Here is a 21,234-nt window from a genome sequence, read left to right as displayed (position 1 = left end):
TCAGGTCCGGCGCCGCGCCCCCTGCCACAGCCCGGCGGCGACCAGCACGCCGCCGACGCACATCATCACGACACCGACCTTCGTGAGAGTGACGACGGGGACCTCCACGTCGCCGGTGAACAGCCACAACCCCAGGCCGATCAGGAAGGTGACGGTCCCTTCCACAAGGTTCCCGCGGGCCTTGCTCATCACCGCACCCTCTCCTTCTCCTGCGCGACCTCCGTCTCCCCCGCGGGAGCCTTCCGCGGCCAGATCCAGTAGCTCAGTGCGACCAGGCCGTGGATGCCTGCCGCGCGCCAGGCCGCGTAGCGCCAGCTCTCCAGGGAGGTGACGCGGCTCGGGTCGTCGACGTACCAGATGGCGAGCTGGAGCAGCACGGTCGCGACGGCCGCTCCCACCAGCGTGCCCGTCCAGACCTTGCCCTCGTGACGGGCCCGGGCCATGCCGTAGCGCGGGGGCCGCTGTGGCGGCGGGGCGCCGCCGAAGCGGTGGGCCGCGTGGCCGTCGAGCCACTTCACGGTGCGGTGACCGTGCCCCACGGTGTAGCCGATGTACAGCGCGGCCAGCCCATGCGTCCAGTTCGGCTCGGCACCGTTCTTCAGGTCCAGCGCGGTGGCGACCAGCAGGACGACCTCCAGCAGCGGCTCGCACAGCAGCAGTGCCAGCCCCGTACGCGGCATGCGCAGCAGGTAGCGGAAGGCCAGTCCGGCCGCCAGCAGCACCCAGAAGCCGATCTCACAGGCGGCGATCAAGGCGACGATCACGGTTCGCTCCTCTCGGTCACCCTTCAAGGCTCCCGGTCGGCGCGGCCGGAATCGTCGTCGCGACTGACGAACCCGCGGTACATCGAAAGATGCAGTGAGGGACCCTCCGCGGGGTCCACGCACACGGCGGGACAGGCGTGTTGGATGGTGGCATGGCCGTACGACTCCCCCGCCCACGTCGTTTCGACGTCTACGTCGCGCTCGGCGGTCTGCTCGGCGGGCTGCTGCTCTGGGGCGTCGGTCTGGCCACCCGTCCGCACACCGAGGCGTACGTGTTCCTGCCGGGCCGCTGGCCGGTCCTGCTGCCGCTGCTCGTCATGGCCGGCTGCGAGCTGCTGCGCCGGACCGCCCCGCGCGCGGCCCTGCTGACCGGCACGGCCGCGCTCGTCCTGGACACCGTCACCCAGGGCAACCTGGTCACCGTCCTGATGTACACCGACCTCATGTACGCGGCCGTCCTGTACGGCCCACCCGCCTCGGCCCACCGCATCCCGCGGATCACCGGGCTGCTCTCGCTGGCCGGGGCCGTGGTGCCGTTCGCCCTGTGGCGCGAGCCCGAGGCACTGCTGGTCGGTGTGGTCACGGGGCTCGTGGCCTTCGCCCCCGCCTCCACCGGCCTGATCGTCCGCAATCACCGCGACGCCGCCGAGGCGGCCCGGCTGCGCGCCGAGCAGACCGCGCTGCTCGCCGAGATGGACCGCACGCAGGCGGTCACCGCCGAGCGCGCCCGGATGGCCCGCGAACTGCACGACATGGTCGCCAACCACCTGTCCGCGATCGCCATCCACTCCACCGCCGCGCTCTCCCTCCAGGACCCGAAGACCTCCCAGGAGGCACTGAGGGTCATCCGCGAGAACAGCGTGGAGGGGCTCGCGGAGATGCGGCGGCTCATCGGGATCCTCCGCGACTCCAGCGGCGACACCGAGCCGGTCGCCGCCCCCACGCTCGACGGTCTCGGTTCCCTGGTCGAGAACGCGCGCGCCAACGGCCTCGACATCACCCTCGACGCCGCCCACGGGACGGTTCCCGCGCCCGTCGCACTCGCCGCCTACCGCATCGTGCAGGAGTCCCTCACCAACGCCCTCAAGCACGCCGGCCCCGGCCTGGTCGCCGTCGCCCTCGCCCGGCAGGACGGTGCGCTGACCGTCTCGGTGACCAGCCCGTACGGCGACCGGGACCAGCCGGGCGCCCCCGGCTCGGGCGCCGGGCTCATCGGCATGCGCGAGCGCACCGCCCTGCTCGACGGCACGTTCGAAGCCGGCCCCGAGGACTCGCCCGACGGCAAGGTCTGGGCCGTACGCGCCACCCTCCCCGTACCCGACACCGCCGAAGGAGACACCGCATGATCCGCGTCCTGGTCGCCGAGGACCAGTCCGCCGTCCGCGCGGGCCTGGTCCTCATCCTGCGCAGCGCGCCCGACATCGAGGTGGTCGGCGAGGCGGCGGACGGCGAACAGGCGGTGGCACTGGCCCGCGAGCTGCGGCCCGACCTGGTGCTGATGGACATTCAGATGCCGCGCCTGGACGGAGTGTCGGCGACCCGGCAGGTCGTCGGGGAACGGCTCGCCGACGTGCTGGTGCTGACCACCTTCGACCTCGACGAGTACGTCTTCGGGGCGCTGCGGGCGGGCGCTTCCGGCTTCCTGCTGAAGAACACCGAGGCGAAGGACCTGCTGGAGGCCGTCCGGACGGTGGCGGGCGGGGAGGGACTGATCGCCCCGGCGGTCACCCGGCGGCTGATCGCGGAGTTCGCCGCGAAACCGGCACGGGAGCCGGCGGCCGACCCGGCCGTCCTCGACCGGCTGACCCGGCGCGAGCGCGAGGTGCTGTCCTGCCTCGGCGAGGGCCTGTCCAACGCGGGCATCGCCGAGCGGCTCGACATGGCCGAGGCGACCGTGAAGACGCACGTCAGCCGCCTGCTGGGGAAGCTGGAGCTGCGCAGCCGGGTGCAAGCAGCCGTTCTGGCGCAGGAGTTGGGGATCTGATCCGGCCGCAGATCACTACGGCCGTGGTGGTCCAGACCTATTGACCGGTGGTCCAGACCTTTCTATTCTCACCGCACCATGAGTGGGCGTGAGGCTCAGTCACGCCCCCACAACTCCATCGAGGAGGCGCAGCATGCGCTTCAGACACAGAGCCGCGGCAGGGTTCGCGACCCTGTTGCTCCCGCTGGCCGGTCTTGTCGGCCTCGCGAGCCCGGCCCAGGCCGCGACATCCGCCACCGCCAGCTACACCAAGACGCAGGACTGGGGCTCCGGCTTCGAAGGCAAGTGGACGGTGAAGAACACCGGCACCACGACCCTCAGCTCCTGGACCGTCGAATGGGACTTCCCCTCCGGCACGTCCGTCACCTCCGCCTGGGACGCCGACGTCACCTCCTCCGGCACCCACTGGACCGCGAAGAACAAGTCCTGGAACGGCACTCTCGCCCCCGGCGCCTCCGTCTCCTTCGGCTTCAACGGCACCGGCTCCGGCTCCCCCGCGAACTGCGAGCTCAACGGCGGCAGCTGCGACGGTGGCACCACCGAGCCCGGCGACAGCGCTCCGAGCGCCCCCGGCACCCCCACCGCCTCCGGCATCACCGACAACTCGGTGAAGCTGACCTGGTCCGCCGCCACCGACGACAAGGGCGTCAAGAACTACGACGTCCTGCGCGACGGCACCAAGGTCGCCACGGTGACGGCCACGTCGTACACCGACACCGGCCTGACGAAGGGCACCGACTACTCCTACTCGGTCCAGGCCCGCGACACCGCCGACCAGACCGGCCCGGTCAGCGGCGCGGTGAAGGTCCGCACCACCGGCGGCACCACCGAGCCGCCCACCGGCGACAAGATCAAGCTCGGCTACTTCACCGAGTGGGGCGTCTACGGCCGCAACTACCACGTCAAGAACCTGGTGACCTCGGGCTCGGCGTCGAAGATCACGCACATCAACTACGCCTTCGGCAACGTCAAGAACGGCCAGTGCACGGTCGACGACACCTACGCCGCCTACGACAAGGCCTACACCGCCGACCAGTCCGTCAGCGGCACCGCCGACACCTGGGACCAGCCGCTGCGCGGCAACTTCAACCAGCTCCGCCAGCTCAAGGCCAAGTACCCGCACATCAAGGTGCTGTACTCGTTCGGCGGCTGGACCTACTCCGGCGGCTTCGGCCAGGCCGCGGCCAACGCCGCCGCCTTCGCCAAGTCCTGCAAGGCCGTGGTGGAGGACCCGCGCTGGGCCGACGTCTTCGACGGCATCGACATCGACTGGGAGTACCCGAACGCCTGCGGCCTGACCTGCGACACCTCGGGCCCGGCGGCGTTCAGGAACCTCTCCCAGGCACTGCGTGCCGAGTTCGGCCCGGACTACCTGGTCACCGCGGCCATCACCGCCGACGGCTCCTCCGGCGGCAAGATCGACGCGGCCGACTACGGCGGTGCCGCGCAGTACCTCGACTGGTACAACGTGATGACGTACGACTACTTCGGCGCCTTCGACAAGGACGGCCCGACCGCCCCGCACTCCCCGCTCACCGCGTACCCCGGCATCCCGCAGGCGGGCTTCAACTCGGCCGACGCCATCGCCAAGCTGAAGGCCAAGGGCGTCCCGTCCGCCAAGCTCCTGCTCGGCATCGGCTTCTACGGCCGCGGCTGGACCGGCGTCACCCAGTCCGCCCCCGGCGGCACGGCGACCGGCGCGGCTCCCGGTACGTACGAGGCGGGCATCGAGGACTACAAGGTCCTCAAGAACTCCTGCCCGGCCACCGGCACCATAGCGGGCACCGCGTACGCGCACTGCGGCAGCAACTGGTGGTCGTACGACACTCCCGCCACCATCGGATCGAAGATGGCGTGGGCCGAGAACCAGGGCTTGGGCGGGGCCTTCTTCTGGGAGTTCAGCGGCGACACCGGCAACGGTGAGCTGGTGACGGCCATCGACAACGGGCTCGACTGACAGACGAACCTAAGCCGACCTAAGCAACATTGACGCGCTGACCGGGCGGGGCTGCCTCAAGCCACGCGAGGAAACCGGTCAGCGCGTCCTCGCTCATGGCCAGCTCCAGCCGGGTCCCCCGGTGCAGACACGCGAGGATCACGTGGTCGGAGAGGAGCGCCAGCTCCTCCTCGCCCTCCGGGACCCGGCGGCCGGCCACCTCGATCGCGGACCGCTCCAGGATCCGGCGGGGGCGCGGGGAGTACGAGAAGACACGGAACCACTCGACGCGGTCGCCGTTGTACCGGGCCACCCCGTAGGCCCAGCCCTTGCCGTTGGCGTCGCTCTGCTCAGGGGTGTCCCAGCGCAGGCTGGCGTCGAAGGTGCCGCCCGAGCGCTGGATGAGCCGGCGGCGCAGACCGAAGACGAACAGGCCCACCACCACGAGGGCCACCACGATTCCGCACACAGTCAGAGCGAGGACCATCGACACCGACCTCCTCGTCTCCTAGGTAACGGAACGTAAAAATCACCCACATCCGCCTCAGCCGCGGCTGGGTCCGGATCTCTCCGGTACCCAGCCGCGGCTGAGTGACGTCATCACACGGCGGACGGGGTCAGCGCGCCGCCGTGGCAGCCCGCAGACGGACGTCCGCGCGGCGCTGGGCCTCCGCGTCGTCCTCCGCCTTCGCGCGCTCGAGCTCCTGCTCGGCACGCTGGACATCGATCTCGTCCGACAGCTCGGCGACTTCCGCCAGCAGCGAGAGCTTGTCGTCCGCGAACGAGATGAAACCGCCGTGGACCGCGGCGACGACCGTCCCGCCATCACTCGTACGGATGGTCACCGGGCCCGACTCCAGCACACCGAGCAGCGGCTGGTGACCGGGCATGACGCCGATGTCGCCGGACGTGGTGCGCGCGACGACCAGGGTGGCCTGGCCGGACCAGACCTCACGGTCGGCCGCGACCAGCGCGACGTGCAGCTCAGCAGCCAAGGGTGGCTCCTCGGGTCACCACCCGGCGGGAGTGCCGGGTGTTGGTTACAAGTCTAGTAGGCGTGAATGAGGGGGCGGGACGAACCCCGCCCCCTCATGACTCGAGCACTGCCCGGGTCAGGAGACGCCCAGCTCCTTCGCGTTGTTCTTCAGGTCCTCGAGACCACCGCACATGAAGAACGCCTGCTCCGGGAAGTGGTCGTACTCGCCGTCGCAGATCGCGTTGAACGCGGCGATCGACTCGTCCAGCGGCACGTCCGAACCGTCCACGCCGGTGAACTGCTTGGCGGCGTGAGTGTTCTGGGACAGGAAGCGCTCCACGCGACGGGCACGGTGGACGACGAGCTTGTCCTCCTCGCCGAGCTCGTCGATACCGAGGATCGCGATGATGTCCTGCAGGTCCTTGTACTTCTGCAGGATGTTCTTCACGCGCATCGCGGCGTTGTAGTGGTCCGCCGAGATGTACCGCGGGTCGAGGATCCGGGACGTGGAGTCCAGCGGGTCCACGGCCGGGTAGATGCCCTTCTCGGAGATCGGACGGGACAGAACCGTCGTCGCGTCGAGGTGGGCGAAGGTGGTGGCCGGGGCCGGGTCGGTCAGGTCGTCCGCGGGGACGTAGATCGCCTGCATCGAGGTGATCGAGTGACCACGGGTCGAGGTGATGCGCTCCTGGAGGACACCCATCTCGTCGGCCAGGTTCGGCTGGTAGCCCACCGCGGAGGGCATACGGCCGAGCAGGGTCGACACCTCGGAACCGGCCTGGGTGAAGCGGAAGATGTTGTCGATGAAGAACAGCACGTCCTGCTTCTGGACGTCACGGAAGTACTCCGCCATCGTCAGGCCGGCCAGGGCCACGCGCAGACGGGTGCCCGGGGGCTCGTCCATCTGACCGAAGACCAGGGCGGTCTTGTCCAGAACGCCGGACTCTTCCATCTCCGCGATGAGGTCGTTGCCCTCACGGGTGCGCTCGCCGACGCCCGCGAAGACGGAGACGCCCTCGTGGAGGTTGGCGACACGCATGATCATTTCCTGGATCAGCACGGTCTTGCCGACACCGGCACCACCGAACAGACCGATCTTGCCGCCCTTGACGTAGGGGGTGAGAAGGTCGACGACCTTCAGGCCCGTCTCGAACATCTCGGTCTTCGACTCGAGCTGGTCGAACGCGGGGGCCTTGCGGTGGATGGACCAGCGCTCGCCCTCGTAGGCCTCGTCGCTGTTCAGCACCTCACCGAGGGTGTTGAACACCTTGCCCTTGGTGAAGTCGCCGACCGGGACGGAGATGCCCGCACCGGTGTCGATCACCGGGGCCTGGCGGACCAGGCCGTCGGTGGGCTGCATGGAGATCGCGCGGACCAGGCCGTCACCCAGGTGCTGGGCGACCTCCAGGGTCAGCGTCTTCTTCTCGCCCGCGAGCGCCGGGTCGGAGACCTCGACGTGCAGGGCGTTGTAGATCTCGGGCATCGCGTCGACGGGGAACTCCACGTCGACGACCGGGCCGATGACCCGGGCGACGCGGCCCGTAGCCGTCGCGGTCTCAACAGTGGTGGTCATTTATCGGTCACTCCCCGCGGTCGCGTCGGCCAGGGCACTGGCGCCACCGACGATCTCGCTGATTTCCTGGGTGATTTCGGCCTGGCGGGCCTGGTTGGCAAGCCGGGTGAGCGTCTCGATGAGCTCACCGGCGTTGTCGGTGGCCGACTTCATCGCGCGCCGCGTGGCGGCGTGCTTGGAGGCGGCCGACTGGAGCAGCGCGTTGTAGATCCGGCTCTCCACGTAGCGCGGCAGCAGGGCGTCCAGGACGTCCTCCGCCGAGGGCTCGAAGTCGAACAGCGGGAGGATCTCGCCCTTGGGCTTGGCCTCCTGCGCGACCTCGTCGAGGCTGAGCGGCAGCAGCCGGGCCTCGATGGCCGTCTGCGTCATCATCGACACGAACTCGGTGTAGACGATGTGGAGCTCGTCCACGCCGCCCTCGGCCGTCTCCGTCTCGATCGCCTCGATCAGCGGGGCCGCGACCTTCTTGGCGTCCGCGTACGACGGCTCGTCGGTGAAGCCCGTGAACGACTCCGCGACCTTGCGCTCGCGGAAGTTGTAGTGGGCGAGACCACGGCGGCCGACGATGTAGCTGACGACCTCCTTGCCCTCACCTTCGAGCTTCGCCGTGAGCCTCTCCGCGGCCTTGATGGCGTTGGAGTTGAAGGCGCCGGCCAGGCCGCGGTCGCTCGTGAGGAGCAGGACCGCGGCGCGGGTCGGGTTCTCCGGCTCCGTCGTCAGCGGGTGCTTGGTGTTCGATCCGGTGGCGACCGCCGCGACCGCCCGGGTGAGCTCGGTCGCGTACGGCGTGGACGCCGCCACCTTGCGCTGCGCCTTGACGACGCGCGAGGCGGCGATCATCTCCATCGCCTTCGTGATCTTCTTGGTCGCGGTGACGGAACGGATGCGACGCTTGTAGACCCGGAGCTGGGCTCCCATGAGTCAGGTCCCTTCCTTACGTCACTTGCCGGCAGCCGGGGCGTCCTCGCCGAGCAGCTTGCCGTCGGAGGTCTCGAACTGCTTCTTGAACTCCGCGATGGCGTCGGCCATGGCCTGGAGAGTGTCGTCCGACATCTTCCCGCCCTCGCGGATGGAGGTCAGCAGACCCTGCTCCTTGCGGTGCAGGTACTCCAGCAGCTCCTTCTCGAAGCGGCGGATGTCGGCGACCGGAACCTCGTCCATCTTGCCGGTGGTGCCGGCCCAGATGGAGACGACCTGGTCCTCGGTGGCCATCGGCTGGTACTGCGGCTGCTTGAGCAGCTCGACCATGCGCTGACCACGCTCGAGCTGCGCCTTCGACGCGGCGTCCAGGTCGGAACCGAAGGCGGCGAACGCCTCCAGCTCACGGAACTGGGCGAGGTCCACACGCAGACGGCCGGAGACCTGGCGGATCGCCTTGTGCTGGGCGGAGCCACCGACTCGGGAGACCGAGATACCGACGTTCAGCGCGGGGCGCTGACCGGCGTTGAACAGGTCCGACTCCAGGAAGCACTGGCCGTCGGTGATGGAGATGACGTTGGTCGGGATGAACGCCGAGACGTCGTTGGCCTTGGTCTCGACGATCGGCAGACCGGTCATCGAGCCGGCACCCATCTCGTCGGAGAGCTTGGCGCAGCGCTCCAGCAGACGGGAGTGCAGGTAGAAGACGTCACCCGGGTAGGCCTCACGGCCCGGCGGGCGGCGCAGCAGCAGCGACACGGCGCGGTAGGCGTCGGCCTGCTTCGACAGGTCGTCGAAGATGATCAGGACGTGCTTGCCCTGGTACATCCAGTGCTGGCCGATGGCAGAACCGGTGTACGGCGCCAGGTACTTGAAGCCGGCCGGGTCGGACGCCGGGGCGGCGACGATGGTCGTGTACTCCAGCGCGCCGGCCTCCTCCAGAGCGCCGCGGACGCCGGCGATGGTGGAGCCCTTCTGGCCGATGGCGACGTAGATGCAGCGGACCTGCTTGTTCGGGTCGCCCGAGCGCCAGTTGTCGCGCTGGTTGATGATCGTGTCGACGGCCAGGGCGGTCTTGCCGGTCTGGCGGTCGCCGATGATCAGCTGACGCTGGCCACGGCCGATCGGGGTCATGGTGTCGACGGCCTTGTAGCCGGTCTCCATGGGCTCGTGCACCGACTTACGGACCATGACGCCCGGAGCCTGAAGCTCCAGGGCGCGACGGCTGTCGGTCTCGATCTCGCCGAGGCCGTCGATCGGGTTGCCGAGGGGGTCCACCACGCGGCCGAGGTAGCCCTCGCCCACCGCAACGGAGAGAACCTCACCGGTACGGGAGACCGGCTGACCCTCCTCGATACCGCTGAACTCGCCGAGGACGACACAGCCGATCTCGCGCTCCTCGAGGTTGAGGGCGAGACCGAGGCTGCCGTCCTCGAACTTCAGCAGCTCGTTGGCCATGACCGAGGGCAGACCCTCGACCTTCGCGATACCGTCGCCGGCGAAGGTGACCGTACCGACCTCCTCGCGCGAGGCCGCGTCCGGCTTGTACGCCTGGACGAAGTTCTCCAGCGCGTCCCGGATCTCCTCCGGCCGGATCGTGAGCTCCGCCATCTGGGTTCCCTGCTCTCCTTGTTGGGCCCGAAGTTTCACTTTGGGGGTCTGGGGGCGACCCCCAGGATTCTTCTGCACGGCCCAACCAGGGCCGTCGTAAGTACGTAATGCCTATTGAGTTGCTGCTCAGCCGGCGAGCCGGCGGCTGGCGTCCTCGATGCGGTCCACCAGAGCGCCGTTGATGACCTCGTCGCCGACCTGCACCCGGATTCCGCCGAGGACCTCGGGGTCCACGTCCAGGTTGAGGTGCATCTTGCGGCCGTAGAGCTTCGCGAGGGCGGCGCCCAGGCGCTGCTTCTGCGGGTCGCTCAGCGGTACCGCCGAGGTGACGATGGCCACCATGCGGTCCCGGCGCTCGGCGGCGAGCTTGGACAGGGACTCCAGTCCCGACTCCAGGCTACGTCCCCGCGGCGCGGTCACAAGGCGCGTCACCAGACGCTCGGTGGCCGCCTGCGCCCGGCCGCCGAGCAGGCCGCGCAGCAGCTCGCTCTTGGCAGAGGTGGTGGCCTTGCGGTCGGTCAGCGCGGCACGCAGCTCGGTGCTGCCGGAGACGATCCGCCCGAAGCGGAACAGCTCGTCCTCGACGTCGTCGAGCTTGCCCGCCTTCTGCGCGGCGGTGAGGTCGGCGGTGTCGGCCAGCTCCTCCAGTGCGTCCACCAGGTCGCGCGACTGCGACCAGCGGGAGCGCACCATTCCGGCGACCAGGTCGGCGGCCGGGCCGCTGACCTGGGTGCCGAGCAGGCGCTGGGCCAGTTCGGCCTTGGCCTCTCCGGCCTGCGCCGGGTCGGTGAGGACCCGACGCAGCGACACCTCGCGGTCGAGCAGCGCGGTGACGGCGGCCAGCTCGTCGGCGAGCGAGCCGGCGTCCACGGACGTGGAGTCCGTGAGCGCGTCGAGACGCTCTCGTGCGGCTGCCAGGGCCTCGCGGCTCGCTCCGTTCATCGGCCGGCCTCGGCCTTCTCCTCGAGGTCGTCGAGGAACCGGTCGATCACGCGGCTCTGACGGGCGTGGTCCTCGAGGGACTCGCCGACGAGCTTGCCGGCCAGGTCGGTGGCGAGCTTGCCGACGTCCTGACGCAGCGCGGACGACGCGGCCTTGCGGTCGGCCTCGATCTGGGCGTGACCGGCGGCGACGATCTCCTCGCGCTGCCGCTGGCCCTCGGCCCGCATCTCGGCGATGAGGGCGGCACCCTGCTCCTGCGCCTCCTGGCGCAGGCGCGCGGCCTCGTGCCGGGCCTCGGCGAGCTGTGCCTTGTACTGCTCAAGGACGCTCTGGGCCTCGACCTTCATGGTCTCGGCCTCTTCGATACCGCCTTCGATCGCCGCGCGGCGCTCCTCCAGAACCTTGTTGATGTTCGGAAGCAGCTTCTTCCAGAAGAAGAAGAACACGATGGCGAAGGCGATGGTGCCGACGAGCAGCTCGGGGCCCGGAGGAACGAGCGGGTTCTGCTCTTCCTCGGCCGCCAGCTGCACCAGGTTGGCGATCACATCAGTGCCTTTCGTCGATGCCTGTCGGTAGGGAGTTCTTAATCAATACCGAAGACGAACGGCATGACGATGCCGATGAGGGCGAGCGCCTCACAGAAGGCGAAGCCCAGGATCTGGTTGGCACGGATCAGGCCGGCGGCCTCGGGCTGACGGGCGAGGGCCTGGGTGCCGTTACCGAAGATGATGCCGACGCCGATGCCGGGGCCGATAGCCGAGAGGCCGTAACCGACGGAACCGATGGAACCGGAGACAGCGGCGAGGGTCTCAGTGGCAGCCATGCTGAATCTTCCTTCTCTTAACGGACCGGTGGGGGTTGGCCACCGGACGACGGGGGGTGGTGGGGCTCAGTGGTGCTTGGCGAGAGCGCCCTGGATGTACGTGCAGGCGAGGAGTACGAAGACGTACGCCTGGACGGCCTGCACGAAAAGCTCGAAGCCGATCATGGCGACGGTCATCACGAAGGAGACACCGGCCGCCGGGATCATCCAGCTGTTCAGCAGGTACCAGGAGGCGACGGTGAACATCACCAGCATCAGGTGACCGGCGAACATGTTGGCGAAGAGTCGCACCGCGTGCGTGAACGGCCGGACGAGCAGGTTCGAGAAGAACTCGATGACCATCACGAGCGGCAGCACGCCGCCGAGCGACTTGTCGTATCCGGTGACGTTCTTGAAGAACCCGACGAAGCCGTGCCGCTTGAAGGTCAGCGACACCCAGGTCACGTAGACGATCACGGCAAGGACCGCCGGGAAGGCGATGATCGACGAGACCGGGAACTGGGCCAGCGGAATCACGGACCAGATGTTCATGATCCAGATGAAGAAGAACAGCGAGACCATCAGGGGGACGTACTTCTCGCCCTCCTTCTTGCCGAGGGTCTCGTAGACGATGCCGCGGCGGACGAAGTCGTAGCCGGCCTCACCGACCATCTGCAGCTTGCCCGGCACCACCTTGGCCTTGCCGAAGGCCGCGTAGAAGAAGCCGATGACGAGGATGGTGGTGATGATGGCGAGCAGCATCACCTTGTTGAACTCGAACCCTCCAACCGTGGCGATCGGCTTGAAGAGGAACGAGTGCAGGCCCGGTGCCGGAAAACCACACCCGTCGGACATGATCCGACAGCTCCAGTCAAAGGCGAGCTGGGTCTGGTCAGCACTCACCACGGGCTCCTTCGGCGTGACGCATGGGTACGGCAACCTCGTTGTGTCGGCGCGGCGCGCAGCCGCGGGTCGGCACCGGACTGGTGTTACGGATGTGGGGGCGGCTGAGGGGCATCGAGCCTCGCGTTCGAGCAGGCGTCAGCTCAGATGCCCGCGCCCGCGATGCCGCAGTTGGCACCGGACGATAGCAGGAGTTCCGAGTGCTCTTTATCGCGCCCCTACTCGTCACGACGACGACCCGGTCTTCTCGGGCTTCTCGTTCTTCTCGGAGTCCGGGTCGATGTAGAAGATCTTGGCCTTCATATGCGCACGAGCCTGCGCGGCCATCCACACGACGGTCGCGACGACGAGCCCGGCGGCGAAAGTCTTCGCGTTGAAGAACGAGGTGTCCTTGAAGAGGGCGACGAAAATCAGGAGCAGCAGCAACTGGGCCGTGTAGAGCATCAGCCCCATGGCCTGGAACAACTGCGGGAGCGTTTTTGCCGTCCGCTGCAGTACGTACAGACCGATCCCCATGAAGAGGATGGCCAGGGCCGTACCGACGGCGGCTCCGATAGCCCCCTTGCCTCCGGCCACCACGCCGCTGACGGCGACGGCGACCACACCGGCAGCCGCTGTGGGCACAGCGCACTGCAGAAGGTTCCGGGCGTCATTGGACGGCATGGCGGCAACTCCGCTTTCGCAGGGGGCAGGGGTGTCGTCATGGACGAGCGTAGTCCCGGGCTGAGTGGAGACCTCACACCAATGGACCGTCGCACTGCGGTCCTTCGGCTCTATCCGGGGGGTTCTCGTGAACCGTATCACAAACTATTTGATGCAGTCTTTACCTGAAGGTGTGCGCACTGTCACACATGAGAGTGAACCTGCGCGTCTGAGCGTGAACGCCGCCGACTTGTCTGGTATTGGGGCACTTCGCTCCCCCATCACAACCCCACGACTTGGCAATGCTCTAGTCAGATTCTTACCTTGTCCCGGCCTTGCTCCGGTCCGCCGGACGCGAGCGGGCGCCGATGGCGGTCGCGCCGTTGACTCCTGAGACGCCGGACACGGCCGGGGCGCGGTTCCCGGGCGCGAGCGAGGCCGGCTGGTCCGTGGCGGACGCAGGCGTCGAGGCCTCGGGCGCCAGGGCCGGGATGCCGCGGCGGCGGTAGCGCGGCGGCACGAAGCGCTCCATCCAGCGCGGGGTGCGCGGTGTGAAGCGCGGCAGCAGGAGCAGGGCCAGGCCGATCGCGCTGAGGAACACGATGCCGAGCACGATCCACATGGACGCCGAGTTGACCGAGTAGGCCAGCGCCCCGAAGGCGATGAGCGCCGACCAGAAGTACATGATCAGCACGGCCCGGCTGTGCGAGTGGCCGATCTCCAGCAGGCGGTGGTGCAGGTGGCCGCGGTCGGCCGCGAACGGCGACTGGCCGCGCCAGGTGCGGCGCACGATCGCCAGGATCAGGTCGGCGGCCGGGATCGCGATGATCGTCAATGGCATCAGCAGGGGGATGAAGACGGGAAGCATCGCGTGGGTCGTTTCCCGGTCACCGCCGAGGTTGACGTTGAGTGCCTCAACGTCCAACTGGCCGGTGACAGACACGGCGCTCGCCGCGAGGACCAGACCGATCAGCATGGACCCGGAGTCGCCCATGAAGATCCGGGCAGGGTGCATGTTGTGCGGCAGGAAGCCGAGGCACATACCCATGAGCACCGCGGAGAACAGGGTCGCGGGGGCCGCCGCTTCAGCACCGTAGCCATACCAGATCCGGTAGGAGTACAGGAAGAACGCCGCTGCGGCGATGCACACCATCCCAGCCGCCAAGCCGTCCAAACCGTCGACGAAGTTGACCGCGTTGATGGTGATGACCACGAGCGCCACGGTGAGCAGGTTGCCCTGCCATGGCGTAACGGACACCGTTCCGACGCCGGGGATGGGCAACCACAGAATGGTCAGGCCTTGCAGGATCATGACCCCGGCCGCGATCATCTGGCCGCCCAGCTTGATCAAAGCGCTCAGTTCGAATTTGTCGTCCAGCACACCGATCAGCCAGATCAAGGCCGCCCCGGACAGCAGCGCCCGGGGTTCGTTCGACGTCTCGAAGACCTGGTTGAGGTTGGTCAGGTGGTCGGCGACCAGCAGGCCCGCGCACAGGCCGAAGAACATCGCGATCCCGCCGAGCCGCGGAGTGGGTTCCCGGTGCACGTCACGTGCCCGGATCTCCGGCATCGCTCCGGCCACGATCGCGAACTTCCGTACCGGCCCTGTCAGCAGATACGTCACCGCGGCCGTGATGCAGAGCGTCAGCAGGTATTCACGCACGGGCTTCCCCACAGGTCTCGCTGGCCATCACAGCCCCACACCCTAGCGATGCGCGCATATGAGTGGGGACTTCCGGGTAGCGACGATGGTTGCACGAGTAGCTGTGCACCCTGGTGCGCCTACCCCGTCTCAGCGGGGATACGGCGGAAATCCACCGGCCAGCTCCCGCACTTCTTCACGGGCCCTCGCGGTCTCCGTCACGCCCCTGAGGACCCCCGCGAGCAGCTTGGCGATCCGTGCCATCTCCGCCTCGCCCATGCCCTGCGTGGTGACGGCGGCCGTGCCCAGCCTGAGCCCCCGGGCGTCGCCGTGCGGCAGCGCGCAGCAGTCCATGACCAGGCCGGCCGCGGCGAGACGGCCCCGGGCGGTGCGGCCGTCGACGCCGAGCGGCGCCGGGTCGGCGGTGATCAGGTGGGTGTCCGTGCCGCCCGTGGTGACGACCAGGCCCTCGGCGGCCAGCCGGGCCGCGAGAACCCGCGCATTGGCGACCACCTGATGGGCGTACACGGCGAACGCCGGTGTTGCCGCCTCCCCGAACGCGACCGCCTTCGCGGCGATGGTGTGCATCTGCGCACCACCCTGTGTGAAAGGGAACACGGCCCGGTCCACCCGCTCGGCCAGCTCCGCGCGGCACAGGATCATGCCGCCGCGCGGGCCCCGCAGCACCTTGTGCGTCGTCGCACAGACGATGTCCGCGTACGGCACCGGGTTCGGCGCCGCTCCCCCGGCGACGAGGCCGATGGGGTGCGCGGCGTCCGCGACGAGGTACGCGCCCACCTCGTCGGCGACCTCCCGGAAGAACGCGTAGTCGATGTGCCGGGGATAGGCGATCGAGCCGCACACGATCGCCTTGGGCCGGCGCGTGCGGGCCAGGGTGCGCACCTGGTCGTGGTCGATCAGCCCGGACTCGGCCTCCACGCCGTATCCGACGAAGTCGAACCAGCGGCCGGAGAAGTTGGCGGGCGAGCCGTGCGTGAGGTGGCCGCCGTACGGCAGGCCGAGGGCGAGGACGGTGTCGCCGGGGCGCAGCAGGGCGGCGTAGGCGGCCAGGACGGCCGAAGAGCCTGAGTGGGACTGCACGTTGGCGTGCTCGGCGCCGAACAGCGCCCTGGCCCGGTCCACGGCTACGCGTTCGGCGACGTCGACGATCTCGCAGCCGCCGTGGTGGCGCGCTCCCGGGTAGCCCTCGGCGTACTTGTTCGCGAGCGGCGAGCCCAGGGCGGCCAGGACGGCCGGCGAGCTGAAGTTCTCGGCGGCGATGAGCTGGAGCGTGGTCGCCTGCCGCTCCCGCTCGCCGAGCAGGATGTCGGCGAGTTCGGGGTCCTGGCGGCGCAGGAGGTCGGCCTCGATGGCAGGGGTGACCGTCATGATGGGCTCCGGGCGGCGTCGACGGTGACGTACGTCCAATGTAGGCCCGGGGCCCCCGGTGCGCTCGGCCGTTACGTCTTTGCGGGGACGCCCGTGAGGGCCGTGACGACCGGATCGAGTGCCTGGTGTATCTCGTCCCCGATGGACCGGAAGAACGTCAGGGGCGCCCCGTACGGGTCATAGACCTCGTCCGCCTCGGCGTTCGGTGCCAGCAGCCACCCGCGTAGAGCCGCCGCGGCACGCACCAGCGCTCGCGCGCGGGTGACCACGCCCTCCTCCAGGGGCGGCAGGGTCGCCGGGTCGATGGCCTTCACCAGGCGGGTGAATTCCTTGAGCGTGAAGGTCCGCAGGCCCGCCGAGTGCCCCATGGAGATGACCTGCGCCCGGTGGTCGCGGGTGGCGGTCAGCACCAGGTCGGCGCGGATCACGTGCTCGTCGAGGAGTTCGCGCCCGGTGAAGCCGGAGGCGTCCGCGCCGAAGTCGGCCAGCACGGTCTCCGCGTTGGCCTCCATGGGGGCGCCCTCGTGGCCCCAGGTGCCCGCGCTCTCCACGATCAGCCCGCCGCCCAGGATCCCGAGCCGCTCCCGCACGAAATGGCGGGTCAGCCGCTCGGTGATGGGCGAGCGGCACACGTTGCCGGTACTGACGTGGAGGATGCGGAAGCTGTCACGCGGAAGTCCCACGAACGTCGTCGTGATCTCCGCCGCGCTTTCCCCGTTGCCTATGCCACGCCCCGCTCCAGGGGCCGTCAATTCGCCACCTCGAGGTCGGGTACGACCTTTCGCAGCTCTTCCGCGGAGATCGCGCCGGCGCGCAGCAGCAGCGGCACCTCACGGGTCACGTCGACGATCGACGACGGGACGTTGCCGGGGGTCGGGCCGCCGTCCAGGTAGACGGAGACGGAGTCGCCGAGCATCTCCTGCGCGGCGTCGCAGTCCTCCGGCGCCGGGTGGCCGGTCAGGTTGGCGGAGGAGACGGCCATCGGGCCCACCTCCGTCAGCAGCTCGATGGCGACGGGGTGCAGCGGCATGCGCACGGCGACCGTGCCACGGGTGTCGCCCAGGTCCCACTGGAGGGACGGCTGGTGCTTGGCGACGAGCGTCAGGGCGCCGGGCCAGAAGGCGTCGACCAGCTCCCAGGCCAGCTCCGAGAAGTCCGTGACGAGCCCGTGCAGCGTGTTCGGGGAGCCGATGAGGACGGGAGTGGGCATGTTGCGGCCCCGGCCCTTGGCCTCCAGCAGGTCGGCGACCGCCTCCGAGGAGAACGCGTCGGCGCCGATGCCGTACACCGTGTCCGTCGGCAGCACCACGAGCTCGCCACGGCGGACGGCGGACGCTGCCTCACGCAGACCGGTCACACGGTCGGTCGCGTCGTTGGTGTCGTATCGCCGTGCCATCTTTAGCTGGCCTCCTCGTACACGTGCTGCTGGGATGAAGACTGCGAAGACTGCGGGGTGCTCACGGCAGCGCCTTGCGGGCCGTGGCGAAACGCGGGCGGTTGTTCAGGTCCGGGTGGTCAGCGGCGTCCGTCCAGCCCCGGTCCTCGGCGAAGATCCACGGCACCTGGCCGCCCTGGGTGTCGGCGTGCTCCACGACCACGACACCGCCGGGGCGCAGCAGCCGGTGCGCGGTGCGCTCCAGGCCGCGGATGAGGTCGAGGCCGTCCTCGCCGGAGAACAGGGCCAGTTCCGGGTCGTGGTCCCGCGCCTCGGGGGCGACGTACTCCCACTCGGTGAGCGGGATGTACGGCGGGTTGGAGATGACCAGGTCGACCTGTCCGTCGAGGTCCGGGAAGGCCGTCAGGGCGTCTCCCTGGCGCAGTTCGACCCTGGACCCCTCCACGTTCTTGCGGGTCCACCTGAGGGCGTCCTCGGACAGCTCCACGGCGTGCACACGCGAGCGCGGCACCTCCTGGGCGAGGGCGAGCGCGATGGCGCCGGAGCCGGTGCACAGGTCGACGATGCACGGCTCGACGACGTCCATGGCCCGTACCGCGTCTATGGCCCAGCCGACCACGGACTCCGTCTCGGGCCGCGGCACGAACACCCCGGGACCGACCTGGAGTTCCAGGTACCGGAAGTAGGCCCGCCCGGTGATGTGCTGGAGCGGCTCGCGGGCCTCGCGGCGGGCGATGACCTCCCAGTAGCGGGCGTCGAAGTCGGAGTCCTTGACGGAGTGCAGCTCACCGCGCTTGACGCCGTGCACGAACGCGGCGAGTTCCTCCGCGTCGGTGCGCGGCGAGGGCACGCCGGCGTCGGCGAGCCGCTGGGTGGCCTGGGCCACCTCCGCGAGCAGCACGCTGCGGGGGCTTGGGGGTCGCCCCCCAAATGACTGCTGCACGCAAGTCCTCCGGTGCTCGGTACTCCTGTGGTTACTCCTGTGGGTCCTACGCGGCCGCGAGCTTCGCCGCCGAGTCCGCGTCGACGCAGGCCTGGATCACCGCGTCGAGGTCGCCGTCCAGGACCTGGTCCAGGTTGTACGCCTTGTAGCCGACGCGGTGGTCCGAGATGCGGTTCTCCGGGTAGTTGTACGTGCGGATCTTCTCGGAGCGGTCGACGGTGCGGACCTGGCTGCGGCGGGCGTCCGCGGCGTTCCTCTCCGCTTCCTCCTGCGCGATGGCGAGCAGCCTGGAGCGCAGGATACGCAGTGCCTGCTCCTTGTTCTGCAACTGGCTCTTCTCGTTCTGGCAGGAGGCGACGACTCCGGTCGGGACGTGCGTGATGCGCACGGCGGAGTCGGTGGTGTTGACGGACTGTCCGCCCGGCCCGGAGGAGCGGTAGACGTCGATGCGGAGGTCGTTCGGGTTGATCTCGACGTCGACCTCCTCGGCCTCGGGGGTGACGAGGACACCGGCGGCGGAGGTGTGGATACGGCCCTGGGACTCGGTGGCGGGGACGCGCTGCACGCGGTGCACGCCGCCCTCGTACTTCAGGCGGGCCCACACGCCCTGTCCGGGCTCCGTCGCACCCTGGCCGCCCTTGGTCTTCACGGCCACCTGGACGTCCTTGTAGCCGCCCAGCTCGGACTCGGTGGCGTCGATGATCTCGGTCTTCCAGCCGACCCGCTCGGCGTACCGCAGGTACATGCGCAGCAGGTCGCCGGCGAACAGGGCCGACTCGTCGCCGCCCGCGCCCGCCTTGATCTCGAGGATGACGTCCTTGTCGTCGCTGGGATCGCGCGGGACGAGGAGAAGGCGCAGCTTCTCCGTCAGCTCCTCGCGGCGCTGTTCCAGCTCCTTGACCTCGGCCACGAAGTCGGGGTCGTCGGCGGCGAACTCGCGCGCGGTCTCGATGTCGTCGCCCGTCTGCGTCCAGGAGCGGTACGTGGCGACGATCGGGGTGAGCTCGGCGTAACGCTTGTTCAGCTTGCGCGCGTTGGCCTGGTCGTTGTGGACCGACGGGTCGGCGAGCTTCTTCTCCAGGTCGGCGTGCTCGGCGACGAGATCCTCGACGGCCTCGAACATCTTGGGCTCCTGTGTACTGGCGGGGGTGAAGGGCGGGCGACCAAAAACGCCGGTCCCGGAGCGCCCGGTGAGGGGGCGCGTCCGCGGACCGGCGAAATGGGGCTCGCTACTTCTTGGAGCCGGCGGCCTTGCCGAAGCGGGCCTCGAAGCGGGCCACGCGGCCACCGGTGTCGAGGATCTTCTGCTTGCCCGTGTAGAACGGGTGGCACTCGGAGCACACATCGGCACGGATCGCGCCGGACTCGATGGTGCTGCGGGTGGTGAACGACGCGCCGCAGGTGCAGCTGACCTGCGTCTCGACGTACGCGGGGTGGATGTCGCGCTTCAAGGTGTCTCCTAGGTTTCGGGAGGGCGCCGGGTCGCTGCCGCGGGATGCGGGAGCGTGAACCGGAGCCGACGTACCAGTCTGCCAGGACTGGTGCCATCCCCCAAAACCGGGGGTTGCCGATATTTGTTCCCTGCGGGTCGGTGGGGGCCGTTCGCGCAGTTCCCCGCGCCCCTTGGGCGCCGCTCTCAGGAGCCGCTCACGACACCCTTGGCTTCGCCGGTCGCCGTGCCCTCGGTCGCGCTCTTCGGGATCGGCTTGTCGTGCTCCAGGGCCTGCCAGATCTGGTCGGCCTTCTTCTTCTGGAGGAGGACGCGGTTCGGGTCGGCCGGGTCGTAGGCGACGGGCATCGTGACCATGTGCATGTTCGACGGGGTGATGCCCTGGAGGCCCCCGGCGAACGACGCGAGCTTGTTGACCGAGCCGAGGTCGGAGTCGGCCGTCACCGTCTTGGTCGCGGTCTCGGCGAGGTCGTACAGCTTCTTCGGGTTGCTGAAGACGCCGACCTCCTTGACCTGGTTGAGCAGGGCCTTGATGAAGGCCTGCTGGAGCTGGATGCGGCCCAGGTCGGAGCCGTCGCCGACGCCGTGGCGGGTGCGGACCAGGCCGAGGGCCTGCTCGCCGTCGAGTCTGTGGGTGCCGGCCTTCAGCTTCAGGTGGCTGTCGGGGTCGTCGATGCGCTTGGTCGTGGTGACCTCGACACCGCCGAGGTCGTCGATGAGCTTCTGGAAGCCGGCGAAGTCGACCTCCAGGTAGTGGTCCATGCGCAGGTCGGTGATCGACTCGACGGTCTTCACGGCGCAGGCGGCCCCACCGGTGGAGTACGCCGAATTGAACATCACGCCGTTCGCGGCGGGGTGCTCGTCGCCCTTGGTGTCCGTGCACTCGGGCCGGTCGATGAGGGTGTCGCGCGGGATGGAGACCACGCTGGCCTTCTTGTGGCCCTTGTAGACGTGCACGATCATCGCCGTGTCGGAGCGGGCGCTGCCGTCGTCGGTTCCGCCGCCGAGCTTCTTGTTGCCGCCGGCGCGGGTGTCGGAGCCGAGGACGAGGATGTTCTCCGAGCCGTTGTCGGCCTTCTTGGGCCGGTCGGTGCCGAGGGCCTGGTCGATGTCGACGCTCTTCAGGTTGCCGTTGAGCTTGAAGTACATGTACCCCGCCCCGGCGCCGCCCAGGACGACGATGCCCGCGGCGGTCCAGGCCGTCACCATCAGGCCCGTGTGACGCTTACGGGGCTTGCGGCGTCGGCCCTTGGTGCGGTGGCGCGGCCCGGTGGTGCCGGTATCGCCCGGTATGCCCGGACCCGGCGTGCTCTCGGCAGACATGTGCTCCTCAGCTCGTCTACGGTCGGTTACCCCCTGCGGT

At 69.2% G+C, this 21,234-nt stretch carries 23 protein-coding genes; 3 read left to right on the top strand and 20 right to left on the bottom strand.

What is annotated here, in order from left to right; genetic code table 11:
• Both CP976_RS29540 and CP976_RS29535 read right to left on the bottom strand, forming a co-directional pair.
• Entirely contained in the window at nt 1-189 is a 189-nt protein-coding gene (locus CP976_RS29540; protein ID WP_150483058.1) for a DUF5708 family protein, read from the bottom strand.
• On the bottom strand, nt 189-764 hold the full coding sequence (locus tag CP976_RS29535) for a hypothetical protein (RefSeq protein WP_150483057.1): 576 nt from the start codon (nt 762-764) through the stop codon (nt 189-191). The genes CP976_RS29540 and CP976_RS29535 overlap by 1 nt, the downstream gene beginning before the upstream one ends.
• A 152-nt stretch (nt 765-916) precedes the next feature.
• Here CP976_RS29535 and CP976_RS29530 point away from each other — a divergent pair, with 152 nt between their 5' ends.
• The 3 genes from CP976_RS29530 (at nt 917) to CP976_RS29520 (ending at nt 4,705) form a co-directional block, all read left to right on the top strand.
• Nucleotides 917-2,110 carry a sensor histidine kinase gene (locus CP976_RS29530; protein WP_150483056.1) on the top strand — a complete coding sequence of 398 codons (1,194 nt, stop codon included), beginning with the start codon at nt 917-919 and terminating at the stop codon, nt 2,108-2,110.
• Entirely contained in the window at nt 2,107-2,748 is a 642-nt protein-coding gene (locus tag CP976_RS29525) for a response regulator (RefSeq protein ID WP_150483055.1), read from the top strand. The genes CP976_RS29530 and CP976_RS29525 overlap by 4 nt, the downstream gene beginning before the upstream one ends.
• A 133-nt stretch (nt 2,749-2,881) precedes the next feature.
• Entirely contained in the window at nt 2,882-4,705 is a 1,824-nt protein-coding gene (locus CP976_RS29520) for a glycoside hydrolase family 18 chitinase (RefSeq protein ID WP_150483054.1), read from the top strand.
• Nucleotides 4,706-4,724: 19 nt separating this feature from the next.
• On the opposite strand, the gene CP976_RS29515 is transcribed toward CP976_RS29520, so the two are convergent.
• From CP976_RS29515 to CP976_RS29430, 18 genes are all read right to left on the bottom strand, one after another.
• A complete protein-coding gene (locus CP976_RS29515) occupies nt 4,725-5,171 on the bottom strand; it encodes a DUF2550 domain-containing protein (protein WP_150483053.1) in 447 nt (148 codons plus the stop codon).
• 130 nt (nt 5,172-5,301) lie between these two features.
• On the bottom strand, nt 5,302-5,679 hold the full coding sequence (locus CP976_RS29510) for a F0F1 ATP synthase subunit epsilon (protein ID WP_053670581.1): 378 nt from the start codon (nt 5,677-5,679) through the stop codon (nt 5,302-5,304).
• 117 nt (nt 5,680-5,796) lie between these two features.
• Entirely contained in the window at nt 5,797-7,233 is a 1,437-nt protein-coding gene (atpD, locus tag CP976_RS29505) for a F0F1 ATP synthase subunit beta (protein ID WP_150483052.1), read from the bottom strand.
• The gene (locus CP976_RS29500; protein ID WP_059417211.1) at nt 7,234-8,151 is read right to left on the bottom strand and encodes a F0F1 ATP synthase subunit gamma; all 918 of its coding nucleotides are present in this window, start codon (nt 8,149-8,151) and stop codon (nt 7,234-7,236) included.
• A 21-nt stretch (nt 8,152-8,172) separates the two neighbouring features.
• Nucleotides 8,173-9,762: a F0F1 ATP synthase subunit alpha gene (atpA, locus tag CP976_RS29495; protein ID WP_150483051.1), complete on the bottom strand. Its 1,590-nt coding sequence runs from the start codon at nt 9,760-9,762 to the stop codon at nt 8,173-8,175.
• 126 nt (nt 9,763-9,888) lie between these two features.
• Complete coding sequence (locus tag CP976_RS29490) at nt 9,889-10,704, bottom strand: F0F1 ATP synthase subunit delta (RefSeq protein WP_150483050.1); 816 nt, start codon at nt 10,702-10,704, stop codon at nt 9,889-9,891.
• Nucleotides 10,701-11,249 (bottom strand): F0F1 ATP synthase subunit B, encoded by a 549-nt coding sequence (locus CP976_RS29485; RefSeq protein WP_086852629.1) that lies wholly within the window; start codon nt 11,247-11,249, stop codon nt 10,701-10,703. The genes CP976_RS29490 and CP976_RS29485 overlap by 4 nt, the downstream gene beginning before the upstream one ends.
• A gap of 38 nt (nt 11,250-11,287) precedes the next feature.
• Entirely contained in the window at nt 11,288-11,527 is a 240-nt protein-coding gene (locus CP976_RS29480; RefSeq protein WP_030246434.1) for an ATP synthase subunit c family protein, read from the bottom strand.
• A gap of 66 nt (nt 11,528-11,593) precedes the next feature.
• Nucleotides 11,594-12,409, bottom strand: a complete 816-nt coding sequence (gene atpB, locus CP976_RS29475) for a F0F1 ATP synthase subunit A (protein ID WP_483025174.1) — start codon at nt 12,407-12,409, stop codon at nt 11,594-11,596.
• A 225-nt stretch (nt 12,410-12,634) separates the two neighbouring features.
• Nucleotides 12,635-13,072 (bottom strand): Cg1360 family ATP-synthase-associated protein, encoded by a 438-nt coding sequence (locus CP976_RS29470; protein WP_150483049.1) that lies wholly within the window; start codon nt 13,070-13,072, stop codon nt 12,635-12,637.
• 298 nt (nt 13,073-13,370) lie between these two features.
• On the bottom strand, nt 13,371-14,714 hold the full coding sequence (locus CP976_RS29465) for an MraY family glycosyltransferase (RefSeq protein ID WP_150483048.1): 1,344 nt from the start codon (nt 14,712-14,714) through the stop codon (nt 13,371-13,373).
• A 129-nt stretch (nt 14,715-14,843) separates the two neighbouring features.
• Nucleotides 14,844-16,082 (bottom strand): serine hydroxymethyltransferase, encoded by a 1,239-nt coding sequence (locus CP976_RS29460; protein ID WP_150483047.1) that lies wholly within the window; start codon nt 16,080-16,082, stop codon nt 14,844-14,846.
• 71 nt (nt 16,083-16,153) lie between these two features.
• Nucleotides 16,154-16,834, bottom strand: a complete 681-nt coding sequence (locus CP976_RS29455; protein WP_059417218.1) for an arsenate reductase/protein-tyrosine-phosphatase family protein — start codon at nt 16,832-16,834, stop codon at nt 16,154-16,156.
• Entirely contained in the window at nt 16,831-17,478 is a 648-nt protein-coding gene (locus CP976_RS29450; RefSeq protein ID WP_150483046.1) for an L-threonylcarbamoyladenylate synthase, read from the bottom strand. The genes CP976_RS29455 and CP976_RS29450 overlap by 4 nt, the downstream gene beginning before the upstream one ends.
• A gap of 61 nt (nt 17,479-17,539) precedes the next feature.
• Entirely contained in the window at nt 17,540-18,379 is an 840-nt protein-coding gene (gene prmC / locus CP976_RS29445) for a peptide chain release factor N(5)-glutamine methyltransferase (protein ID WP_086852636.1), read from the bottom strand.
• Nucleotides 18,380-18,467: 88 nt separating this feature from the next.
• Nucleotides 18,468-19,544, bottom strand: a complete 1,077-nt coding sequence (gene prfA / locus CP976_RS29440) for a peptide chain release factor 1 (RefSeq protein ID WP_059417220.1) — start codon at nt 19,542-19,544, stop codon at nt 18,468-18,470.
• 106 nt (nt 19,545-19,650) lie between these two features.
• Nucleotides 19,651-19,872, bottom strand: a complete 222-nt coding sequence (gene rpmE, locus CP976_RS29435; RefSeq protein ID WP_010040182.1) for a 50S ribosomal protein L31 — start codon at nt 19,870-19,872, stop codon at nt 19,651-19,653.
• A gap of 185 nt (nt 19,873-20,057) precedes the next feature.
• A complete protein-coding gene (locus CP976_RS29430) occupies nt 20,058-21,194 on the bottom strand; it encodes an LCP family protein (protein WP_150483045.1) in 1,137 nt (378 codons plus the stop codon).
• Nucleotides 21,195-21,234 lie beyond the last annotated feature (40 nt).

Source organism: Streptomyces coeruleorubidus, assembly GCF_008705135.1.
Classification (GTDB): Bacteria; Actinomycetota; Actinomycetes; order Streptomycetales; family Streptomycetaceae; genus Streptomyces; species Streptomyces coeruleofuscus.
Note: the sequence above shows the minus strand (reverse complement) of the source record. Positions and strands in the feature narration are given on the sequence as shown.